At 63.5% G+C, this 20,099-nt stretch carries 9 protein-coding genes; 4 read left to right on the top strand and 5 right to left on the bottom strand.

What is annotated here, in order from left to right; genetic code table 11:
* The 5 genes from M0638_RS14660 to M0638_RS14640 all read right to left on the bottom strand — a co-directional run bounded on the left by M0638_RS14660 (window position 1) and on the right by M0638_RS14640 (window position 15,769).
* Complete coding sequence (locus tag M0638_RS14660; protein WP_248667741.1) at window positions 1-1,980, bottom strand: chromosome segregation protein SMC; 1,980 nt, start codon at window positions 1,978-1,980, stop codon at window positions 1-3.
* Entirely contained in the window at window positions 1,964-6,433 is a 4,470-nt protein-coding gene (locus M0638_RS14655) for an N-6 DNA methylase (protein WP_248667740.1), read from the bottom strand. Before M0638_RS14655 ends, M0638_RS14660 begins: the two co-directional genes overlap by 17 nt.
* A gap of 3 nt (window positions 6,434-6,436) precedes the next feature.
* Window positions 6,437-9,202 carry a DEAD/DEAH box helicase gene (locus M0638_RS14650; RefSeq protein WP_248667739.1) on the bottom strand — a complete coding sequence of 922 codons (2,766 nt, stop codon included), beginning with the start codon at window positions 9,200-9,202 and terminating at the stop codon, window positions 6,437-6,439.
* Window positions 9,199-14,379 (bottom strand): DEAD/DEAH box helicase, encoded by a 5,181-nt coding sequence (locus M0638_RS14645; protein WP_248667738.1) that lies wholly within the window; start codon window positions 14,377-14,379, stop codon window positions 9,199-9,201. The genes M0638_RS14650 and M0638_RS14645 overlap by 4 nt, the downstream gene beginning before the upstream one ends.
* 169 nt (window positions 14,380-14,548) lie before the next feature.
* Entirely contained in the window at window positions 14,549-15,769 is a 1,221-nt protein-coding gene (locus M0638_RS14640; protein ID WP_248667737.1) for an ATP-binding protein, read from the bottom strand.
* A gap of 265 nt (window positions 15,770-16,034) precedes the next feature.
* Here M0638_RS14640 and M0638_RS14635 point away from each other — a divergent pair, with 265 nt between their 5' ends.
* From M0638_RS14635 to M0638_RS14620, 4 genes are all read left to right on the top strand, one after another.
* Entirely contained in the window at window positions 16,035-17,000 is a 966-nt protein-coding gene (locus tag M0638_RS14635; protein WP_248667736.1) for an ArdC family protein, read from the top strand.
* 156 nt (window positions 17,001-17,156) lie between these two features.
* Window positions 17,157-19,298 (top strand): ParB/RepB/Spo0J family partition protein, encoded by a 2,142-nt coding sequence (locus M0638_RS14630; RefSeq protein ID WP_248667735.1) that lies wholly within the window; start codon window positions 17,157-17,159, stop codon window positions 19,296-19,298.
* Between the two features lie 103 nt (window positions 19,299-19,401).
* Window positions 19,402-19,818 (top strand): hypothetical protein, encoded by a 417-nt coding sequence (locus M0638_RS14625; protein ID WP_248667734.1) that lies wholly within the window; start codon window positions 19,402-19,404, stop codon window positions 19,816-19,818.
* Window positions 19,815-20,036, top strand: a complete 222-nt coding sequence (locus M0638_RS14620; RefSeq protein WP_248667733.1) for a hypothetical protein — start codon at window positions 19,815-19,817, stop codon at window positions 20,034-20,036. The genes M0638_RS14625 and M0638_RS14620 overlap by 4 nt, the downstream gene beginning before the upstream one ends.
* The last annotated feature ends 63 nt before the right edge of the window (window positions 20,037-20,099 follow it).

Here is a 20,099-nt window from a genome sequence, read left to right as displayed (position 1 = left end):
CTACAGATCGCGCGCCATCAGACGTTCCGGCCCAGGCGCTCCCTTCAGAGTCAGTCTCAGCCAAGGATCGCAGCGGAGGTCATCGGGAGGACGGGTGGTGGTCGTCACGATGTACTGAAAAGCCGTTGTTCCTGTCATCTCCTCAAGTTCGCGCATCAGGCGGAACAGCTCGTCATAGATGCTCAGGCCGAGATCGGCCTCACGGGGGCTGTCGTGGACGAGGAATGCGGGGAGGCGCGTCGCGCCCTCAATGCTCAAACAGAGGCAGGCGAGGTCGAAAGCCAATACCTTCAGGGACTCGATGGCGGCTGTACGGCGATCGCCATCGACATCGACGGTCAATTGCAGCCTATCGCCGCTCAGCGTCACGGCTCCCTTCGCATTCTCGTTTACCAGGCGACGAATGATGGCTGAGAATTTCTCCGTTATTCGACCGAAGGTCAGGCCCTGCTTGTCGCGGAAGGCCGCAAGCCGCTCCCGTTCCTTGGTCAATCTGTCCTCAAGGTTGCGCAACCGCTTTCGCACCTCATCTCGCTCGATCGATAGCTCGGAAAAGCGCTCGACCCCTTCCTTGAGTCGTGTCGCGGCCTGCCAGGCCGACGCACGCGTGTCGCGCACGCTTTCGATGGCTTGAACGCGCGTCTCCGCCTGCTCGACCCGCTGGCGCGCGAGAGCGGCGGCAGGCTGAAGGGCCTTCAGCCTAGCCTCCAAACCATCGATCTTTTGGTTCTGATCGCCGATCTCCTGACGCTTCGCGGCGAGCCTGACTCTGCATTCCGTCTCATTGTGCAGCTTGTGGGACAAACCGCATTTCTCCGCGAGCGCCTTGTCAATCGGCACCTCACAGACCGGACACACCTGACTCGCCGCATTCTCCGCCGCCGCTGACAGACTCGGAATTTCGCTTGAGAGCAGAGTCAGGACGTGCTTCTCCGCCGGTATCTGGGCCTCCAGGCGGATGCGCTCTTCGTCGGTGCGCCGCAGTTCTTCGCGGGCTTCCTGCAATCCCTTTCGGGCTTGCCCAAGTTCCGCGGTGTCGCCTGTCGGAAGCTGAGCGGCCGCTGCGAGCCGCTCATCGGCAGCCTTGCGAAACAGCTCCAGAAGCAAGGGCATCTCCGGCACGGTTTGTCCGGCAAAGCCAAGTTGATCAATCAATCGATCGTGGCGTCTGCCGCGATCCCAATCGAGGTACGACGCTTCCCGCTCCGCCGTGGCGACTTCGGTTCGCAGCGCTTCCTCCCCCCGCCGCGTTTGCTGTTCCTCTTCGGTGATCGCCAGAAGGAATGCCCGAAGCGCTTCACGCCGAGGCCCGGTCTCACGTCCGCTCGCTGGAAGCGGCGCATCGGAGCCGGATGCTGGCGAACGCCAGTCGAGAACATCGTCGAAGCGGCATTCCTGATCGCGGGTAAGCCAGGCGAGGGCGATCGGCCATGCTTTTTGGTCCGGCTGAAGGCGAGCCAGCGCCGCAACGCCAGGCGTCACGATGGCATGTTCGATGGCCTCGACCAGCGGATCGATGCTTGTCGTCGCGCCATCGCCAGCGGCGATCTCATCAAGGTTGCCGTCGGCGATCGCCACATGCCGGCGCCGGATGCCCAGTGGCCGCACGACGGCCCAGCACACGTTGTCAAGCACCACCTCCGCGCCGACGATGCCATTAGGAAAGGCGAGCGCGATGCGTTCCCGTTGGGTTTCGTCGGCGAAACGCTGCTCGCCGAGGCAGTAGCGCAGCAGGCGGCAAAAAAGGGTTTTGCCGCTTCCGTGACCTATGGCGCGCACGCCGCCAGCGCTGCTGTCATCGAAGCCGTCTGGGGACCAGACGATGTTGAGTCCCTGGCGAAGCTCGATGTCGCGGATCTTCTGGCCGCCTGGCGCTTCCCAAATCGCCAGACGGCGCACCCAGAGGCGTGGCCCATTCAGGCCTGCCGGGACGGTTAGGCTGAGCTTCGCGGGAGCGAATATCTCATGCTGCTGAGGCATGCGCGATCCAATCCCGAACCTCGTCCGGCATTGAGGTGACGGTCGCATTCAGGTCGAGCGCAGCCAGTGCTTCCAGCACGAATCCTGCCCGGCCGTCCGGCCAACCGGCGGTGTCGAAGGCATCAAGGCCAGGCCCTGGCATCCATGTTCCCGCCGATAGGTTTTCAATCAGGCGCCCATTGCCGCGATGGTTGGAGACGGCGGCACCCCAGCCTTGATTGGTGCGCGCTGCGAAGCCGACCACATTGCCGGTGCGTGGCTGTGACTCCTGCCCGACCAGGCGCCGCCACTCCCTTGCCCGTGCTTCCGGAAGCAATGGCGTCAGAAGGTGTGGTTCCAGCATCATTGCAGCGGCGAGACGGATGGTCCGGCTCGGTGTCGGCCCGTCGATCGCCTTCAGGATCGCAGTCAGGGCAGCGCCGGCGTCATTCGGCTGCTGCGCTGCGCGCATCCAGGCTCCGTCGGGCAGAACGCCTGCAGTCCCTATTGCCGCCGTAGTGCTTGTTGGATGAGATAGGCTGGGGTCGGCGGGCAACGGCGAAAGAGGCGTGGCGTAGGCAATACCCAACTCCTTTGCTTTCGCCATTGCGTCGTAGGCAGTCAGCACGAGTCGCTTCGTGCGGAATTCCCTATAGTCGCGCTCTTCGTATTTCCGAAGGACTGTAAATGAGTCCAAAATCCATTCCACCTGGGAACGATCCAGTCCGTAGAGGTGCATAATGGCAGCATCGATCTCGGCCTGCATCGCCGCCCTTCTGTCCGAACGCCACACGAACGGTCCGCCTGTCCACCCCAATTCCTCCGCAAATCCCTTCAGCTCCACGTTTGAATAGTATAACTCGAGGGCTCTTGGCTTAAGCCAACTTATTGGGCTCTCGCCGAGCCAAGAGGCCTTCTGTTGAAGCCGAATTCGGTCCAACACCGCGATTTGCTCAACCACAAAAAAAGTCATAGCGGCGGATTTTTGTCGAACGCAGTAATCCGCCACAAGACTACTCAAAATGACAGCGAGAGTTGCGCCTTCACTAGTCGGCAAACCGCAAGTCATTAATGGCGCTTTGTGACCTGCAGCCGTCTTCGGAAGAAGTGTTCCTACGAGCGTCCTTTCTGAAGGACCGACATCACGCCATGCGTAAAACCACCTTCGGCCAGATGCATCCGACAACGCTGTGTCAGTCAAGGATGCATCGACCCAATAGCGAGGTTCTATCCTATAATTTTGGTCAGCATGTTGATCATCAGTGACGCGCGGAAGCACTCCCTTGTTCGCCTGCTTTTCTGTCTGGTCCTCGTAGGTGCCGTACCGGTGATCGAAGTGCCAGAACATCTTGCCTTCGTATAGAGGGTATACCTGACGATCATCATCGAGGATTGCGAGCGCGCCGCGTCGCTCTTTGATCCGTGGTGCAACGTCCTCATGGTCGATGAAATGACCGGAGTCGTTGGCCATATGGAACATTGCTTTGAGATCAACGCTCCAGTCGTTGCGGAGAACGGTATTGCCAGATTTTTCGATAAGGATGGGCGCCCCCATGTGGATGGCCGCCGTTACCTTGGCGTCCCTCGACCAGCGGAAGGCAGGGAGGTTCAGTGTATTCGGGTTGATGGCCCTGATCTCATCGACCGTCAGTGCATACCGCTTCTGGGGATCAGCAATCTCTGATGGCTGCCGAATATGTGCAGTGAACCATGGCTGATTGATCTTGACGTTCCGCCCGGCGATCGTGAGGAGCCCGAACTTCGTCTCGTTGTGAACGTCCTTGAATATTTTATCTTCATTTTCGAAGCCGTAGAACGACACCAGCGATTTTTCAGACAGGAGCTGCCGAAGGAACTCCCTGTAGGTAAAGCCAACCACTAGCCCATTCGGAACGATCAGGCCTGCCCGCCCTAATGAGTCAACAGCCTGCCAAGCAAGGTCTGCGAAGACGGCATAGGTATTCACATCACCAACGCCTCCTCGCGGGAACCGCCCCGATTCCCGCAAGAATTGGCTCTCGGTCGCCGCTATCCGCAACGCATCCTGCCATTCTTGTGCGAGACGTGGGTTCGTGTCACTCAGCTGAGCGATCAGCGTCTTACGAGCTGCAGCATTCTTCGCTGTCGCAATCTCTTGGTCTCTAAGCGCGAAGAACTCCTCTTCCTGTAGCTTGACCCGCTCCCATGGTGGGTTGCCTAGCACCACGCTGAACCCGCCGCGCTGCATCACGTCGGGAAATTCCAACGGCCAGTGAAGGACGCGCGCGGCCTGCGCGGCGTCAACGGCGGCTGCGAACAACGGTGGGAAAGGCTGTACGCCCCGTAGCCACTCCCAGAGGGTGCCGGAGGTCGGCACTATTTCGGCGCCCCGGCGCGGCAAGCCGTCTGGGCCGGCATGCGGCCCGCCCTTCGTCTTCGATAGCAGGAAAGCGGCAACGTAGAGGTCACAAGCCGTCTCAAGCTGCCAGGCGGAGACCCCCTGCGCCGTCAGAGCTCGTAGGCTGACGGCCTTAGCCTCGATTTGCTCGACCGTGTTCTCGGGCATGGCGCGCAAGGCCTGGAAGTCGCGCAGTAGATCGCGAGCACGGTTGAACCCGAATCCCTCTGCGACGCGGCCTTTCTCCGCCTGCTCGCGCCTGTTCTTTTGTGCGTAGTATTTCGCCACCTCCTTGTCGTCGCCGGCCAACGGCTTGTAGGCGGCGTCGGGGATGCCCTCTTCCAGCACCTTTAGGTCAAACACACCGAACAAGGCATCGCCGCAGCGGATTTGCGCGTCGAAGAAACCTAGCGGCAGGCCAGGGTCTACCGTCTCGATCCAAAGCGCGACCTTGGTCAGCTCCACCGCCATCGGATTGCGGTCAACGCCGTGGATGCAGTTCCTCGCCACATCGCGCAGGGCGTGCCGAAAGTCTGCGAGGGACGGCGTGCCCTCGGCGCGAATGCGCGCGACACGCGTGGCGATACGGCGCGCCGCCGCCAGGAGGAAGTGACCCGAGCCGCATGCGGGATCGATGACGGTAAGCTTCAGTAGCGCGGCGGCCGGATCCGCGGCCTCCGTCTCGGTCTTGTCCAGCACGGGATCAAGCGCAGTGTCCAGCAGCGCCTGAACCAGACTGTCCGGCGTGTAGTAGGAGCCGGTCGTCTTGCGCTGATTTCCCTTCTGCTCAGCGGCTTCCGAGGCAAAGTGCAGCGTCTTCCCGTCTTCGCCGAGTTGCGGTTGCAGCTCCAGCAGCGATTCATAGACCGAGCCCAGTTCCTCGGTTTCCATCGCCCGCCAATTTACCGGCACCAGGCCGGACTTGTCTGAAAGCCAGGAAAGCCGGTAGAGCGCCTCCATGAGAGCGCGGTTGCGCAGCCGCACCGTTTCCAGATGTGGCAGCATATCGGCAGCGAACAAGCCGCCCAGCGCCGGCAAACCCAGCGCTGGCTGGCCGTGGGCCAGGGCGCGAAAAACGATCTTGATGGCCTCGAAGCGGTCATGATGCTTGTCCCAAGACGCGGCGCGGACGCATTGCGCGCGCAGCTCCGCGAGGCTGTAGCCTTCGACGTAGAGCTTACGCGCTTCCGGTTTGGCGATGTCTGGGTGGAGCAGGTTCCGGTCTTCGGCCACCATCAGGAAGATCAGGCGGTAGACGAGGCGCAGAAGCTCGTTGAACCATTCGGTCAGGTTGACCTCACCGGAACGCAGCCGCGCCGCGAGGTCGGGATTAGCCTCCAGGAAACCTGAACCGAGAACTTTCAGCGCCACTTCGACCTGGCTGGCCAGCCGCTCGCGCGCCGCCTCGCCCTCGCGCGCTCCGGCGTCGCGCCAGCGCTCCAGCACACAATCCGTCGCTGGCGTGCCAGCGGCGCCGAAACGGGTCCGATGGATCAGTGACCAAAGGACCGCGAAGGAGGCCGCGTCCTCGTTGGTGAAGATCGCTGCAAGGTCAGCTTCGATATAGGCGGGGCGCGTCAGTGACGCGTTGTCCCGCATCAGGCGGATGACGGCGCCGTTTGTCACCAAGCCCCAAAGTGCGGCGTCGCTGTCGTTGAGATAATCCTGAAGCGCAAAGGCTGGCGACCGCGAACGATCCGTCGAGAGCGTCGGGCTGCGCCGGTCGAGCTTCTCTTCGGCCGGCGGCACCACAACGACGGGCACGCGCCCGCCGCTCAGGAACGCGACAGCGCCGTCGGCCGGGGCGAGATCGTCGAAGCCGAAGGTTTCGGCCAGGAAGGCGCGCACGAATCGCCGCGTCGCCTCGGCCGAAGGGTTGTGCAGCTTCGCGAAAGCATCGAAGTGGGACTGGCCAACACGGAAGGCAGTCGAAATTTCCTCGCGGATCGTCAGCCCTTTGCGGATACGGTAGTCCGCTTCGGTCTGCTCGGGGGCCTGCCGGCGATCGATGCCGGCGATCATGGCTGGCGCGATCAGGTTTCCCTCGAGCGTGAGCGACGGCCAGGCCGACATATCGGTGACGGGCTTGCGCGCCATAGCTCAGGCCTCCCCTGGCATCAGCGCAAACAATCCGATCACGTCCGGCGGCTGCACAGCCTCCACGGTGACGCGGGATGCAGAGCCGGAAGCAGCGCGGAGGCGGGCGTGATCCGCCATCAGTTCTTGCGCGCGCGAGCGGACGAAGTTCGCGATCGGTCCCGCGAGCAAGACGGGTAAGTCCTCTTTCGCCTTGGCGATAAACCTGTCGCGCGCGACGGGCGCGAGATCGGCAGTCGCCGGGGCGTTGAGCAGGTATCGAGCAGCCTCGCCGGCTGCCACAATACGATCACCCTGGATCGCCACGAGGGCAGCTTCTTCGGCCAGCAGCAAGCGCTCCTTGCGAGCGTGAACGGTCAGCTTGAAGCGCACGCGCAGTAGAGCGACGCGGGTCAGTTGCTGAACGGCCGCGCTCGGCCATGCGCCCACCCGGCCGATGCCGAGACCGGACAATGATTCAGGATCAAGCGACGCCTCGACAAGCGCCTCGGCGAGCGTGGCGGTCAGCGGATGCGTCCTTGTCAGCAGTGCCGTCCCAGACGGCGCAGGTTCGGCAGTCGCCAGGCGCACGGATCCAGCAAGGTCCAGCCCAGCCAGACGGTCTCGCAAACCAGCATCCAGTGCCCCGAGATGGGCAAGAAGGACCGTCTTGCGTACTTCGAGCGGAACGCCGAAGCGCGCCATGGCGCGTTCGACGAACATCCGCGCGTCCGCCGGAGAGCCAAGGAGCGCCCGTACCTTCTCCCATTCCGGCGCGACTTCCTGCGGCTTCATCGCATTCTGCGCGAACCGGGCACGGGAGCGCTTCTCATTTTCCTCAGCGTCGCGCCAACGCGCCTCCATCGCGCTCGTGCCGTCATCGAGGCGCAGATCGAGTGTCATCTGGCGGGGCACGCCCCGGCGCAGCATCATCGACGCCATCAAAGCGTCGGTCACCGGGCCGCGTTCATCGGGCAGCGGAACGGTCACGCCTGTCGCTTTGCGGATCTCCTCCGCCTTGCGGAGGATCACATCCAGGACGGCGCCGTCGATTGCGCTGTCGGGCGAGAACATCATGATCGACCGGACCACTTCCGCCGGTTGGCCGAAGCGATCGACGCGTCCTTCGCGCTGCTGATGTCGGGTCGGGTTCCACGACAGATCATAGTGGACGACGGCGTCGAAGAGCTGCTGCAGATTGATCCCTTCGGACAGGCAGTCCGTGGCGACGAGAAGGCGCTGCACTTGCTTGTCGTCGTCCGACGGCGCCATGTCGGCGACACGGTCACGCCGTTCGTCTGGGGTCAGCACCCCCGTCACGGATTCGATGGTCAGCTTCGGGAACACCTTTCGCAGGCCATCGCGGACATGCTCGGCCGTTGCGAGGTATCGGCAGAAAACGACGGGATTGGCGCCCTTCTTAATCAGCGGTGTCAGTGCATCCACTAGCGCGGCGAGTTTCGGATCGGGCTCCGCCGCCAAGGCCTCGGCGCGGCGCATCAAGGCGAGCAGTTCCGGATCGGCGTCGAAGGCAGTGCCGGGCTCAAGATCGACGGCGTCCTCGTCGTCGCCGTCTTCGTCATAGATCTGCGGTTCGAGGCGATCGGTCTCGTTGGCGATACGGTTCCGTAGGGCGCTAAGACCGGCGGCCGGCGAAGAACCGACACAACGCATCAGCGCCAATGTTCCCCAGAATGCCAGGCGCCGTTCCCGTTGCCCGCCTGCCGCGCGCGATACGATGCCGAAACAGTAATCCAGGACTGCTTCCTGGAATTCGAGATGCGCCCTCGACAGCCGGTACGGAAACTCGGTCGTCTCATGCTTCGGGAACGCGCGACTTTCGTGCCATTCGCCGGAGACGAGGTCGATACGGCGACGCTGCACGAAATGCCGCGCTAAGCGCTCGCGATACCGGGCATCCTCGAAACTCATGGACGCAAACGAAGGCTCGATCAGCGAAAGCAGCCGTGCGAACGCTTCTTCGTCACCCGAATGCGGCGTCGCTGTCAGAAGAACCATCCGCCGATCCGGATCACGCGCCAGTCCGGACAGAAGCTCGAAGCGCTGTTGTCGGCCCTGATGCGTGCCGACACAAGCGTGCGCCTCGTCGACAATGACGAAATCCGGACAGGCGCGCGCAAAGCCTTCTCGACGCTTTTCCGCCTTGATGTAATCGAGGCTGACGACAGTGTATGGGTAGGCGTTGAAGAGAGTCTGGGCGAGCGGCAGGCCTCTTTCCAACCTGCTTGCGGTGCCGGACGTGACTGCAACGGCATCGATCCCGAACCGGGACTTCAGCTCCCCCACCCATTGCTCGACAAGATGCGGTGGGCAGAGCACGGAGAAGGCATCGACCTCGCCTCGATCCATCAGCTCGCGCAGGACCAGGCCGGCCTCGATCGTCTTGCCGATGCCGACGTCGTCCGCGATGAGCAGGCGCGGGACGGACAGACGAAGCGCCATCAGCAAGGGCACGAGCTGATAGGTCCGGGGTTCGAAGGCGAGTTGCGCGGCGGACCGGAAGGGGCCCGCACCGCGGCGCAATGTGAGACGCATCGCATCCGCGAGCAGTGCCGCTTTCGCCTGAACGGTTGTCGTGGCGTCGGTCGGCAGATCGAAACGGGCAGGCTCGACCGGGAGAATCTCAAGCGTCGGGTCGAGGATCACCGTATCGCTCTCGCTGCCCGAGAGCGGGCGGAGCGCCAGAATGCCGTCCTGGGGCGACGGCAACGCGACCCATTCGCGCCCACGGGCGCGGACCAGATCTCCGGGGGCAAAATTCACCGTCATCGGGACGCCCCCCCGAAGATCGAGATCATTGCGTCGGGCACGCCTGCCGCCGCCGTTCCCGGCAACTCGAACACCGTCCAGCCCTTTGATTCAGCTTCCTGTCGCGTTGCCTCGGTTAGTGGAGAGACGCAAGCGGCGACGAAATGACTGCGCCAGGCGAAACCGATCTCCTGCTCGGAAAAGCAGACAGGCGAGCCATCAGGGGGCGGAAGCCCGGCCTCCTTGAAGGCATTCGCCCATGCTCCACTCTCGGCCGAATCACCCGGCGCTGCCGCAGGCACCACCTGTCCGCGCGCCAGATCGACGAGCATCTGTTTCGCTTCTTCGCTTGTCCGGTCGATCAGCTCGTGATCCGGCTGGTTGAAGTAGGAGAGCAAGCACCGATAGCACCCACGCACGCAGGCCTCTCCATCGTGGCTGGCGAGCAGCTTGGCGTCGCCTGCCGCGATTGCTTCATCGACCTTCTCGAAATGCATCAGGCTCAGCGCTTCACGGGCCACCTTACCGAGCGCCTGCGGATCCTCGATCAGGCGACTCAAAACGCCGGCGCCGCCCTCCGTAGCTTCATAGGCCAGGACGGCGCGCCGGTTGTCGCGGGCGGGCAGCGGCTCGCCGAGGACCTCGCCCTCCTCGAGCTGGAAGACGACCTCAATGCCTCTCATCAAGGCGTGCTGAACGGTGACGATCGTTGCGGGCGCATAAGCCGTCGGCTCGTTGAACCGGAAGAGCAGCGCGTTCTTGTGATCCCGAACGATGGGAACGATGCGAACCGGCCTCACGACGTCCGGCGGCACATCGACATCGGGATCTTCGTCGTCCGATTTCGCCCAATAACCACTGCGCGGATCAATATAGAAGCCGAAGACCGTCTGGTTGGCCCGTCGCTTCAGCCCTTTGTTGATCCGACTGATCTCGGCGCTGTTGGCGTATTGCAGATTAAGGATCGAGACGTCCTCGCAGCGGAAATCTGCCTCGGTGATCTGCACTCGGCCGTCGCGCTTCGGCCAAGAAAACACTGTCTGAATATCGAAGCCTTGGCGGACGCGCTCTTCGTCATTCGCCGTGATCCGCTCGGCCGGCGCGGCCTCGACGTTGTCGATCCTGAGCGTCCGTTGCACGGGCGTCTCACCGGCCATCGGGCTGTTGCAGGCGTGGCAGCGCTCGACCTCGCCGTCGTGGCAGGCGCCACAGTTCGAGCAGATGAAAATATCCCGGGTGGCGAGTTCCGCCCCGTCACCAGTTCGCACTTCCGGCGGCAACTTCGCCTTCATGACCCGGTAAGCGCGGCCTTCGTGATAGATCAGGCTGCGCGGCCCGAACTCGGAGATTGCGAGGAAACGCGCGCGCTGGAGGAAGGAGCCGGATTTCCCCTCGCCGGGAATGAAGGCGTAGAGCGGCAACCGGGGGAAATTGTAGCCCGGCAGGAAGCCTTCGGTCGCGAGATAGCGGTAGGAGTAGAAATCCGAGCCGTTCGAGGCCTTGCCCTGTTCGAGAATGGCGATCTGATCGCTCGCCTGCATCTGCGAGGCCTTGATGCGACGACGGTCCGCGGCCGAGAGACCTGTGATCTCGGAGCGGGCATTAGCCTCGATCAGCTGCGTTCGGGCGGAGTTGTAAAGCTCCCGCCACCGGTCGAAGGCGCGATCGAAATCCTGCGGCGCACGCTGTGCGACCGAGGAAACAAAGTCGTCCGGTTCGCTCATCCAAACCGGCTTGCGGCCATCCACCGAAGCAAGAATCTGATCGAGAACGCGCTTCATCGGCGCGCGCGTCGTATTCGCCAGTTCAGGCCGGTCGATCACCTCATGGACCTCCGCCTTCAGCGGGTATCCCGTCTGCGTCAGGTCGAGGATTTCCGGGATGTCCGGAGACAATGCGAGCTTCGCCTCGGCAAGCCAGACGGCGTGCAGGTGCGAGCGGACGAGCTCTTCATTGGTGATGTCGAGGGCAGGAGGACGAACGACGCCGGCCACCATCTCGTTGCGCCGTTCGAAAAAGTACTGGTCGTGAGGCGATTGAGCCGCGCAATAAGTCACGATGACGGCGGCCTGCCCGGAGCGACCCGCACGGCCGGCGCGTTGAGCGTAGTTGGCCGGTGTCGGCGGCACATTTCGCAGATAGACGGCGTTGAGCGCCGAAATATCGACGCCAAGCTCCATGGTCGGTGAACAGAACAGGGCGGGCAGAAACTGCTCCGACTCGCCTGCCGCCTTAAGGTCGGCGGCGTTTCTCGCGAGGTTCTCCCGGTCTTCCTTCTCGTGTCGGAAGCGCCACTCGCGCCATTCGCGTTGCCTCTGGGACACCTGGGCCGTGTGTTCACGGCCTTCGAGACCCCAAAAGCTGCTCTGACCCGCTTTCAGATCGGCGGCGATTTCGTTGTAGAGATCGTGAAAGTAGCGGTTGCCCTGCACTGCGCCGCTCCGAATGGCTTCACCGGGCACGACACGGACAGCTGATGGCGACAGACGCCACCCTTGCAGATCCTTCTCCAGATCGACGCGCGACACCAATCCCTCCCGCGCGAGGAGGTCCATCAGGCCGGTCATGACCGTCAGGTAGTCGTTCTTGCCGAGCTTGATCCCGATGACGCTCTTGCGATTGATGAGGCGTCCGATACGGGAATTATGGCCGGCGCGGACGATCGTCTGTTCCTCCCGCAGGCCCACCTGATCCTTGCCCGGGGCCTGAAGGAACAGGGTCGTGCGGCTTCGGGGCGTCTCCTTGATGTCGATGGTCCAAGGCGCGCGCAGCAGATTACGGGACTTTTGGGCGACACCCTCGAGAACGGTCGGGTCGAGCGCTTCCGTCCCAACCGCCAGGCCGTCGAGCATCGCGCCAAGGAGTTTCTTCAGCATCACCTTTCGCGCGGGCGCATCGAGTGCCCCGAATTCCGGCCGGATGGCGGTCAGGCGTTCGGTATCTTCCACGATGTCATCGAGGCCGATGAACTCGACATCTATGAGCTTGAGAACAGAGAGGCTCGGATTGGTGTAGCGCCATCCCCTGCGCAGGTCCGTCCAAAGCCGATGTGCGAGAACCTTTTGAAGGGAGCGTTGAGCATCCTCGCGGATCACGGCTCCTGCCTCGGGGTCCAGCATCCAGTGGATGCGCGCATCCCGGTTGGCGGCAGTGAAGCCGAGCGCCCTTACGATCCGCAGACCGAACTCGTCCTCGGTCAAGCCATCGTCGCCTGCGTCCAGGACGGCCCGCAGGATCGCTCCGCGCAGGAGGCTGACGAACAGAAAATCGTTGAAGTGCCCCGCCTGAAGGGCGGCGTCCTGACGATTGTCCGTAAAGCCGAGCAGCTTGCGCTTGTCCGTGGGAACGCCGCTGTTGCGCCTGTTCATCCATTCGAGAGCTGTCGCCACGAGAAGCGTCGTGGCCGAGCTTCGGCCCTCGCCCGACAGGCCCGCCAGCTTTGTGCGCTCGCGCATGCTGGGATGCGGTTGGTCGAGACAGCACGGGCAGAAGCCGAATTTGCCAGGTATGAACCAGAAGTTCTTCCCCAATGAGCCGTAGCGCCCGTCCGGGGCGACCGCGACCATCTGAGGCGCTCGCCGTTTCCGATTCGCGCGGAGCCGTTCGACGCCATTGCGCTCCTCTCGCCAATCCTCGGGATAGGATTCGATCTCGCCCGTGAAGGCGTAATCGGGGTCTCCGTCGCCGGTAGGCGTCAAATAGCCCGCAGCGTCTCCCTCCTGATCATCGAGCGGCGCGTCATCGATGTTCCTTGGCAGGAACAGGGTGCCTTCGGCGTCCTCAGTCTTGGCGACGACATGAACCTCGTGTCCGCATTCCCGACAAAAGCGGGTTGGATAGAGTCGATGGCCGGGCGCGCTGGGGTCTTCGAGCTGGCCTTCGAACAGAACATTTCTGGGCTTCTCGGTCAGCGTGGTGAAAACCTCGCCGGCGCCGGAGATGAACTGATGGAGCTTGAACGCCAGAAATGCACCTGTCCCCAAACCACCCCGTTCTGTTTCCGGGAGGCTGATGCGGGTCAGAAAAGTCTCAAGACTGCTTCGGCAGGTTTCGAACTCTACGCCGCTGTCCTTTGACAGCAGCGCTACGGCCTTTCCAAAATCAATCGGCTTCTTGCGCTTGAGTTCCTGCGCGTCCTCCAGCCCGATCGCCAGTTCGGCCCACACTGCCAAAGGGTGTTCTTTCAGAACCTCGTCTGTCAGATCATCCGGAAGTGCAGATGTCAGCACAGACGCGAGCTTCGGCCGCGCATCCTCGAGTTTCAACCGATCATCCGTCGCCCGTCGAAGCGATTCATCGATGACCGATTCTGGCCCGATGGACGTGCCGAAAAGGCGGGATGCAACGTCCGCCACGGCCTGCGCGCGGTTTGCATCTGATCCTTCGCTCGCCATGGTGGCCGAGGTTCCGATGCAGATTGGCGCCTTGTCCGGCGTGCAGCGGTTGCGAAGGCGACGAACGAGGATCGCGACATCGGCGCCCTGCCGACCGCGATAGGTATGCAACTCGTCGAGGACGATAAAGTCCAGTCCGCTAGCGTTCTCTATGACCTTGGTGTCCAGGCTGTCCTGCCGCGTCAGAAGCAGCTCAGCCATCATGAAGTTAGTCAGCAGAATGTCAGGCGGGTCGTCCGCAATCCGCTGCCGGTCCTCCTGGCTTTCCTGGCCCGTGTAGCGGCGTACGATCGGCTTTATCTCATTGGGCAGGCCGGACTGGGAGATGAACCTTTCGATCTCCTTGATCTGGCTGTTGGCCAGTGCGTTCATCGGATAAACAATGATCGCGCTGGTTCTGCGTGGCCTCCCAGCCTTCCGTGCACGGACAATTGCATCGACGACCGGCACAAAGAAGCAGAGCGACTTGCCCGACCCAGTTCCGGTGGTGACCACGTAGCTCTGGCCTGCCCGAGCCTTCGCGATCGACTGCGCCTGGTGGCGGTGAAATTGTACGGGCGTGGCTCCAAACCGGAATATTCTTCCGGTCGCTTCGTCCAGATCGCCGGAGGCGACGAGAGCGTCGACGGTCGGCCCTTTGAGATATTGAGGGTTTAGGGACAGAAGCGAGTTCGGCCAGAAACGCCCCGCATCGTACTGGCGATTCATCTCGGCCTTTAAGTCATCAGAACGAATAGTGCTGAACGACCGTGAGAAGCGGGCATAAGAATCGATGAGGCGGTGGTCAAATTCGAACGCTTTCATTGCCGGCCTCGCTCCCCAATGTTTTTTGTTAGGCCATAATTGCTATCGTGACTGACCTCAGCAGTTGGCTGCCGCGAATGATCAGAGCCCTTACATGGGGAGCGTCGCCCCTCGTCGGACGGCGCTGCAAACCGGGCTCTTAACGCTCCTTCGTCCGGCTTCATGGCGCTTACCCCCACAAACACGATAGCGGCGCCGCAGCTAGGCGGTCGCCGAACGGCACGACATCTGTACTGTCATAGAGCACGACACCGAAGGCGAAGCGGTCTCCACAGGCCTCCCCCAGGGCGCGCAGGCCGGCGAAGTCGGCGGCCTTGACGGTGGCGCTCGCCTTCACCTCGATGCCGGCGATCATCCCGTCATCGCGCTCCAGCAAGACGTCTACCTCGCGCATGTCCCGATCCCGAAAATGATGAGGCGTCAGCCGCAGGTCTGAGGCCGTCAGCAGCTTCAGCATCTCGGAGAACACGAAGCTCTCCAGCAGCGCGCCGAATGTCCCGCGATCCGCGCGGACCCTGTCGGAGGTGAGTCCGCGCGCGGCCGCCAGCACGCCGGAATCGAGGAAATGCAGCTTGGGTGTCTTGACGATCCGCTTCAGCGCATTGGTGAACCAGGGCTGTACCGTCGCGATCAGGAACACCTGCTCGAGCAGGCCCACATAGCGCTGCCCCGTCTTGTGACTGACGTTGATGGCGCCGCCGAATTGCGAATAGTTGACTAACTGACCGGAATGCTCCGCCAGTAACCGCACGAATTTCGGAAGCTCGGTCAGTTTCTCGACGTCGGCGATGTCCCGCAGATCACGGGTCAGAATCGACGTGAGATAGGAGCGTGCCCAGTCCTGCCGGCGCCGCTCATTGTCACGACTGACCGCTTCGGGGAAGCCCCCGAGCAGCACGAGCTGGACGAGATCATCGCCGACGATCGCGTTCCGTTGGCTTTGCAACTTCCCGTCGAAGAGGCGCTCTAGAAAAGTCGGCGTTTGGCCCTCGATCTCGGCCTTCGCCAGCGGCAACATCTGGATGGTCTCCATCCGGCCAGCGAGGCTGTCGGCGATCCGCGGCAAGGTCAGCACATTCGCCGAGCCCGTGAGCAGAAAACGGCCCGGCCGATAGTCCTCATCGACCGTCTTCTTGATCGCGAGCAGCAGGTCGGGCGCGCGCTGGATTTCGTCGATGATGGCCATATCCAGGCCCCGGATGAAGCCGACGGGATCGGACTGGGCAGCCTCTAGGACGGTCTGGTCGTCAAGCGTGATATAGCTTCGTCCAGCTTCTCCCATTTTACGAACGAGCGTGGTCTTGCCGGCCCGTCGCGGCCCGACCACCAGGACCACTGGCGTATCCGAAAGGGCTTCCTTCGCCCGCCGCTCCACAAACCGCTCGAACATGCCATCCCCGCGTCCCGGACGATTGGAACCGTAGATGTCGGCTAATTGGAAGTCAATGATCCGCTGATTGGAAGTTCTAGGATCGCCATCTAGGAGCCGGAAGGGGAAAGCCTTCCCCCTGGCCGGCGCCATGGTCGCCGGCGCACCCCCTTCTGCGGGGAGAACCCCGCAACGCCCCCGTTTAGAGTGAGAGTGCGGACCGGGTTTGCCGTGACGGGTTGAGGGCTGGAGGAGAGGCCTCCGGCGCCCGTCGCGGAGACCCGCGATGTCCAAGCACCACCACGAAGCCGGCCCCGGCCGCGCCAGCCTGTACGACGAAATCACCACCAAGATCATCAGCGAGTTGGAGGCTGGGCGGCTGCCCTGGGTCCAGCCCTGGGGTACGGCCGCGGCGAAGGCGCCGCTCGCCATGCCGAAGAATGCCGCCACGGGGCGCGGCTATTCCGGCATCAACGCGCTCATTCTCTGGGGCGCTGTCGTCCAGCATGGTTATCTCTGCCAGAGCTGGCTGACCTTCCGCCAAGCGCTGGCGCTCGGTGGCCATGTACGGCGTGGCGAACACGGCACCACTGTCGTCTATGCCGACCGCTTCATCCCCGACGACGAGAAGCGACGCGCCGGCGAGACCGGCGAGGATGCACAGGCCATTCCGTTCCTGAAGCGCTTCACGGTCTTCAACGCTTCGCAGTGCGAAGGGCTTCCCGACGAGGTCGCGGTCGCCGCTCCACCGTCCGAGCCGGGCCTGATCGAGCCCAAGGTGGCGGCGCTTATCAAGGCGAGCGGCATCGACTTTCGCATCGGAGGTGATCGCGCCTTCTACGTGCCCGCGCAGGACTTCGTGCAGGTGCCGCCGCCCCAAGCGTTCTTCGAGCCGATCAATTGGCATCGAACCGCCCTTCACGAATGTGGGCACGCCAGCGGGGCGCCGCATCGCCTGAACCGCGACCTCTCAGGCTCCTTCGGTTCGAAGAAGTACGCCTTCGAGGAGTTGGTCGCGGAAATCTCGGCGGCGTTCTGCTGCGCCGCGCTCGGCATCGTCCCGACCGTGCGGCACGCCGACTACATCGGCTCCTGGGCCGAGGTTCTGCGTGAAGACAACCGCGCCATTGTCCACGCCGCGTCACAGGCGAGCAAGTCAGCGGACTTCCTGCTCGGCTTCCTACCTGCGAGCGACGAGCTCGTGGCTCCAACCTCCCATGACGACGTCGAAGACATGACGGCGGCGGCGTGAAACCGCGCCGCTTCGGTGAACCCGCGCAGGCGCAGTCCCGCTTCTCCTGCTTTCCGGCTTTACGGCCGGAACAGAGGAAGAGGGCTGCGCCGGTCTTCGTGGCGGGTTGGAGGTCGAGAGAGAGTCTCTCGGCCGCCCGCTGCGGAGTATCATCCCATGGCGACTGCCGTTCACAAGATCACCCTGTCGTCCTCGCGCGACATTCCCTTCAACAAGCTGGTGCTGAGCCAGTCCAACGTCCGGCGCGTGAAGGCCGGCGTCTCGATCGAGGAGCTGGCCGAGGACATCGCCCGGCGCACGCTGCTTCAGAGCCTCAACGTCCGGCCGGTTCTCGACGCCGAGGGTGCCGAGACCGGCATGTTCGAGATTCCGGCCGGCGGCCGCCGCTACCGGGCGCTCGAGCTTCTGGTGAAGCAGAAGCGGCTGGCGAAGACCGCGCCCGTTCCATGCGTGGTTCGCGACCCGGGCACCGACATCCTCGGCGAGGACGACTCGCTTGCCGAGAACATTCAGCGTGCGCCGCTGCACCCCCTCGACCAGTTCCGCGCCTTCCAGGCCCTGCGCGAGAAAGGCCGCTCCGAGGAGGACATCGCCGCGGCATTCTTTGTGGGAGTGAACGTCGTGAAGCAGCGCCTGCGCCTGGCGTCCGTCTCGCCGACCCTCCTCGACCTCTACGCCGAGGACGGCATGTCGCTGGAGCAGTTGATGGCGTTCACCGTCACCTCCGACCACGCCCGCCAGGAACAGGTCTGGCAGGCGGTCTCCGGCTCCTGGCAGAAAGAGCCCTATCAGATCCGCCGCATGCTGACGGAGAAGACAGTGCGTGCCTCGGACCGCCGGGCGGTGTTCGTCGGTCTCGATGCCTATGAGGCGGCCGGTGGCGTGGTGCTGCGCGACTTGTTCCAGTCCGACGACGGCGGCTGGCTCGAAGACGTGGCGCTGCTCGACGGCCTCTTCGCCGAGAAGCTGAAGATCGAGGCCGAGAAGATCGCGGCCGAGGGCTGGAAGTGGATCGAGGTCGCGGTCGACTTCCCCTATGGCCACACGCGCGGGCTCCGCGTGTTGCAGGGAGCTGCCGCCGACCTTTCGCCCGAGGAGGAGACGACGATCGAAGCGCTCAACGCCGAATACGCCAAGCTCGAAGCCGAGTATGACGGAGCAGACGAGCTGCCCAACGAGGTGGACGAGCGGCTCGGCGAAATCGAAACGGCGCTCGCCGCCTTCGACGATCGTCCCGTCACTTTCGACCCCGCCGACGTCGCCCGTGCCGGCATCTTCGTCAGCATCGATTCCGAAGGCGCTCTGTCGGTCGATCGTGGCTACGTCCGGCCCGAGGATGAGGCGCTCATCGTCGAGCCCGGACAGGAAGGCGATGATGAAACAGCCGCGGCAAGCCCGGACGGCGTGGAACCCGGCGCGCCGGTGATTCAGCGCGCGGTCATCACTATCGGCGGCCAGGCTTCCGAACCGGAGGACGAGGACGACGACGTGGTGAAGCCGCTGCCGGACCGGCTTGTGACCGAGCTGACCGCGGAACGGACGCTGGCGCTGCGCGACAAGCTCGCGACCACGCCGTCGGTCGCGTTCCAGGCGGTTCTGCACAAGTTCTGCCTGGATGTCTTCTCGCGCTACTTCGCATCCGGCAGCGCCATGGAGGTCGCCGTTCGCAGCGTCACCTTCCCGATCCAGTCGCAGGGTCTGAAGGATACGCCGACGGCCAAGGCGATCTCCGAACGCCACAAAAGCTGGGAGGAGCGGCTGCCGAAGGATCGAGCCGATCTCTGGGACTGGCTCACCACCCTGACCGGCGACGACCAGGCCGCCCTCTTCGCGCATTGCGCCTCGTTCGGGGTCAACGCGCTCTACGAGAAGGCCGACCGCTATGGCGCCGGTATTTCGTCCCACGGTGTCGAGCAGCGCATCGGCGAGGCCAACCGCATCGCCCGGGCCGTCGGTCTCGACATGGTGGAGGCCGGATGGCGTCCGACCGTCGAGAACTATCTCGGCCGCGTGCCGAAGCGCCGCATCCTTGAAGCGGTTCGCGAAGGCGCAGGCGAGCGCGCCGCCCAACTCATCGACCATCTGAAGAAGGGCGACATGGCCAAGGAAGCCGAGCGGCTTCTCGCCGACAGCTTCTGGCTGCCTGAGCCGCTGCGCACCGTCGATGACGGCGCGCCGTCGGCCGATCAGGTCGGAGACGAAGGCGAGGGCGAGGCGCTGCCGGAATTCCTGGCCGGAGACGAGAACGAGCCTTCCGAGCAAGCAGAAGACGAGCCGCAGACGATCGCGGCTGAGTAACCCGATCGCGCGGGGCGGTTTTGGCCGTCCCGCGCATCCTTTCCCCTCAACCAATCCGACAGCCCGGTCACCACGCCGGGCGCATTTGTTTCAGGAGGGCCGCATGCCCGTCTTCACCATCGAGACCACCTACCGCCTGCGGGTCTATCGGCAGCGCAGCTATGAGGCTGAAACTTTCGAAGCCGCCTGTGCGCTCGCCATCGCCGACGAGGGCTGGGACGACGAGAAATCCGACGTCGAAACCTCCGGCGACATCTACGTCACCGGCGTCTGGGATGGGCGCAACACCGCCTATAGCGGCACAGCCCTTCCGATCCCGTCGCAATTCGGCGAACAGGTCCAGCGCAAGGCTGATCATTTTGAGGTGCTGCTCGGCCTGCTCAAAGTCTTTGCGCACATACCGGACACCGGACCGCATGATGATCTGTTCTGGCGCCGGCGCATCGAGGGGGCGATCGCCAAGGCCGAAGCCATCCTTGCGGGTGCGCCCGATCCTGAAGGCTCGGGAGGCGCGTCATGACAAAGCAAGCGAAGGCCAAACCGCGCCGCGTCGTCTTCCAGTACCTCGTCCCTGTGCATGTCGAGGTCGAGGACGGACTGGTATCCCGCGTCACAGTGATCGACGAAACGCCTATCGCCGATCCCACCGTCGTAGAGGGCGACGCCACCTACCTGGCAGACGCCTTCGCCGCGGCGGACGACGGCCAAGCCTGGCCCTCCTGGCAATTCGGCTACTGACTATCGCCGCACACTCCGCGGCGCCCCGCCCTCCGGCGGGGCGCCTTTTCTCATGCCGGCCAC

Origin of the sequence: Roseomonas acroporae (genome assembly GCF_023223525.1) — a bacterium.
GTDB classification, from domain to species: domain Bacteria; phylum Pseudomonadota; class Alphaproteobacteria; order Acetobacterales; family Acetobacteraceae; genus Roseomonas_E; species Roseomonas_E acroporae.
This window is presented reverse-complemented; position numbering and strand designations above follow the sequence as displayed.

Bases quoted from the DNA above. Each gene is read 5' to 3' on its own strand.
- M0638_RS14660 (WP_248667741.1), bottom strand. From the start codon at position 1,980: ATGCCTCAGCAGCATGAGATATTCGCTCCCGCGAAGCTCAGCCTAACC.
- M0638_RS14655 (WP_248667740.1), bottom strand. From the start codon at position 6,433: ATGGCGCGCAAGCCCGTCACCGATATGTCGGCCTGGCCGTCGCTCACG.
- M0638_RS14650 (WP_248667739.1), bottom strand. From the start codon at position 9,202: ATGACGGTGAATTTTGCCCCCGGAGATCTGGTCCGCGCCCGTGGGCGC.
- M0638_RS14645 (WP_248667738.1), bottom strand. From the start codon at position 14,379: ATGAAAGCGTTCGAATTTGACCACCGCCTCATCGATTCTTATGCCCGC.
- M0638_RS14640 (WP_248667737.1), bottom strand. From the start codon at position 15,769: ATGTTCGAGCGGTTTGTGGAGCGGCGGGCGAAGGAAGCCCTTTCGGAT.
- M0638_RS14635 (WP_248667736.1), top strand. From the start codon at position 16,035: ATGTCCAAGCACCACCACGAAGCCGGCCCCGGCCGCGCCAGCCTGTAC.
- M0638_RS14630 (WP_248667735.1), top strand. From the start codon at position 17,157: ATGGCGACTGCCGTTCACAAGATCACCCTGTCGTCCTCGCGCGACATT.
- M0638_RS14625 (WP_248667734.1), top strand. From the start codon at position 19,402: ATGCCCGTCTTCACCATCGAGACCACCTACCGCCTGCGGGTCTATCGG.
- M0638_RS14620 (WP_248667733.1), top strand. From the start codon at position 19,815: ATGACAAAGCAAGCGAAGGCCAAACCGCGCCGCGTCGTCTTCCAGTAC.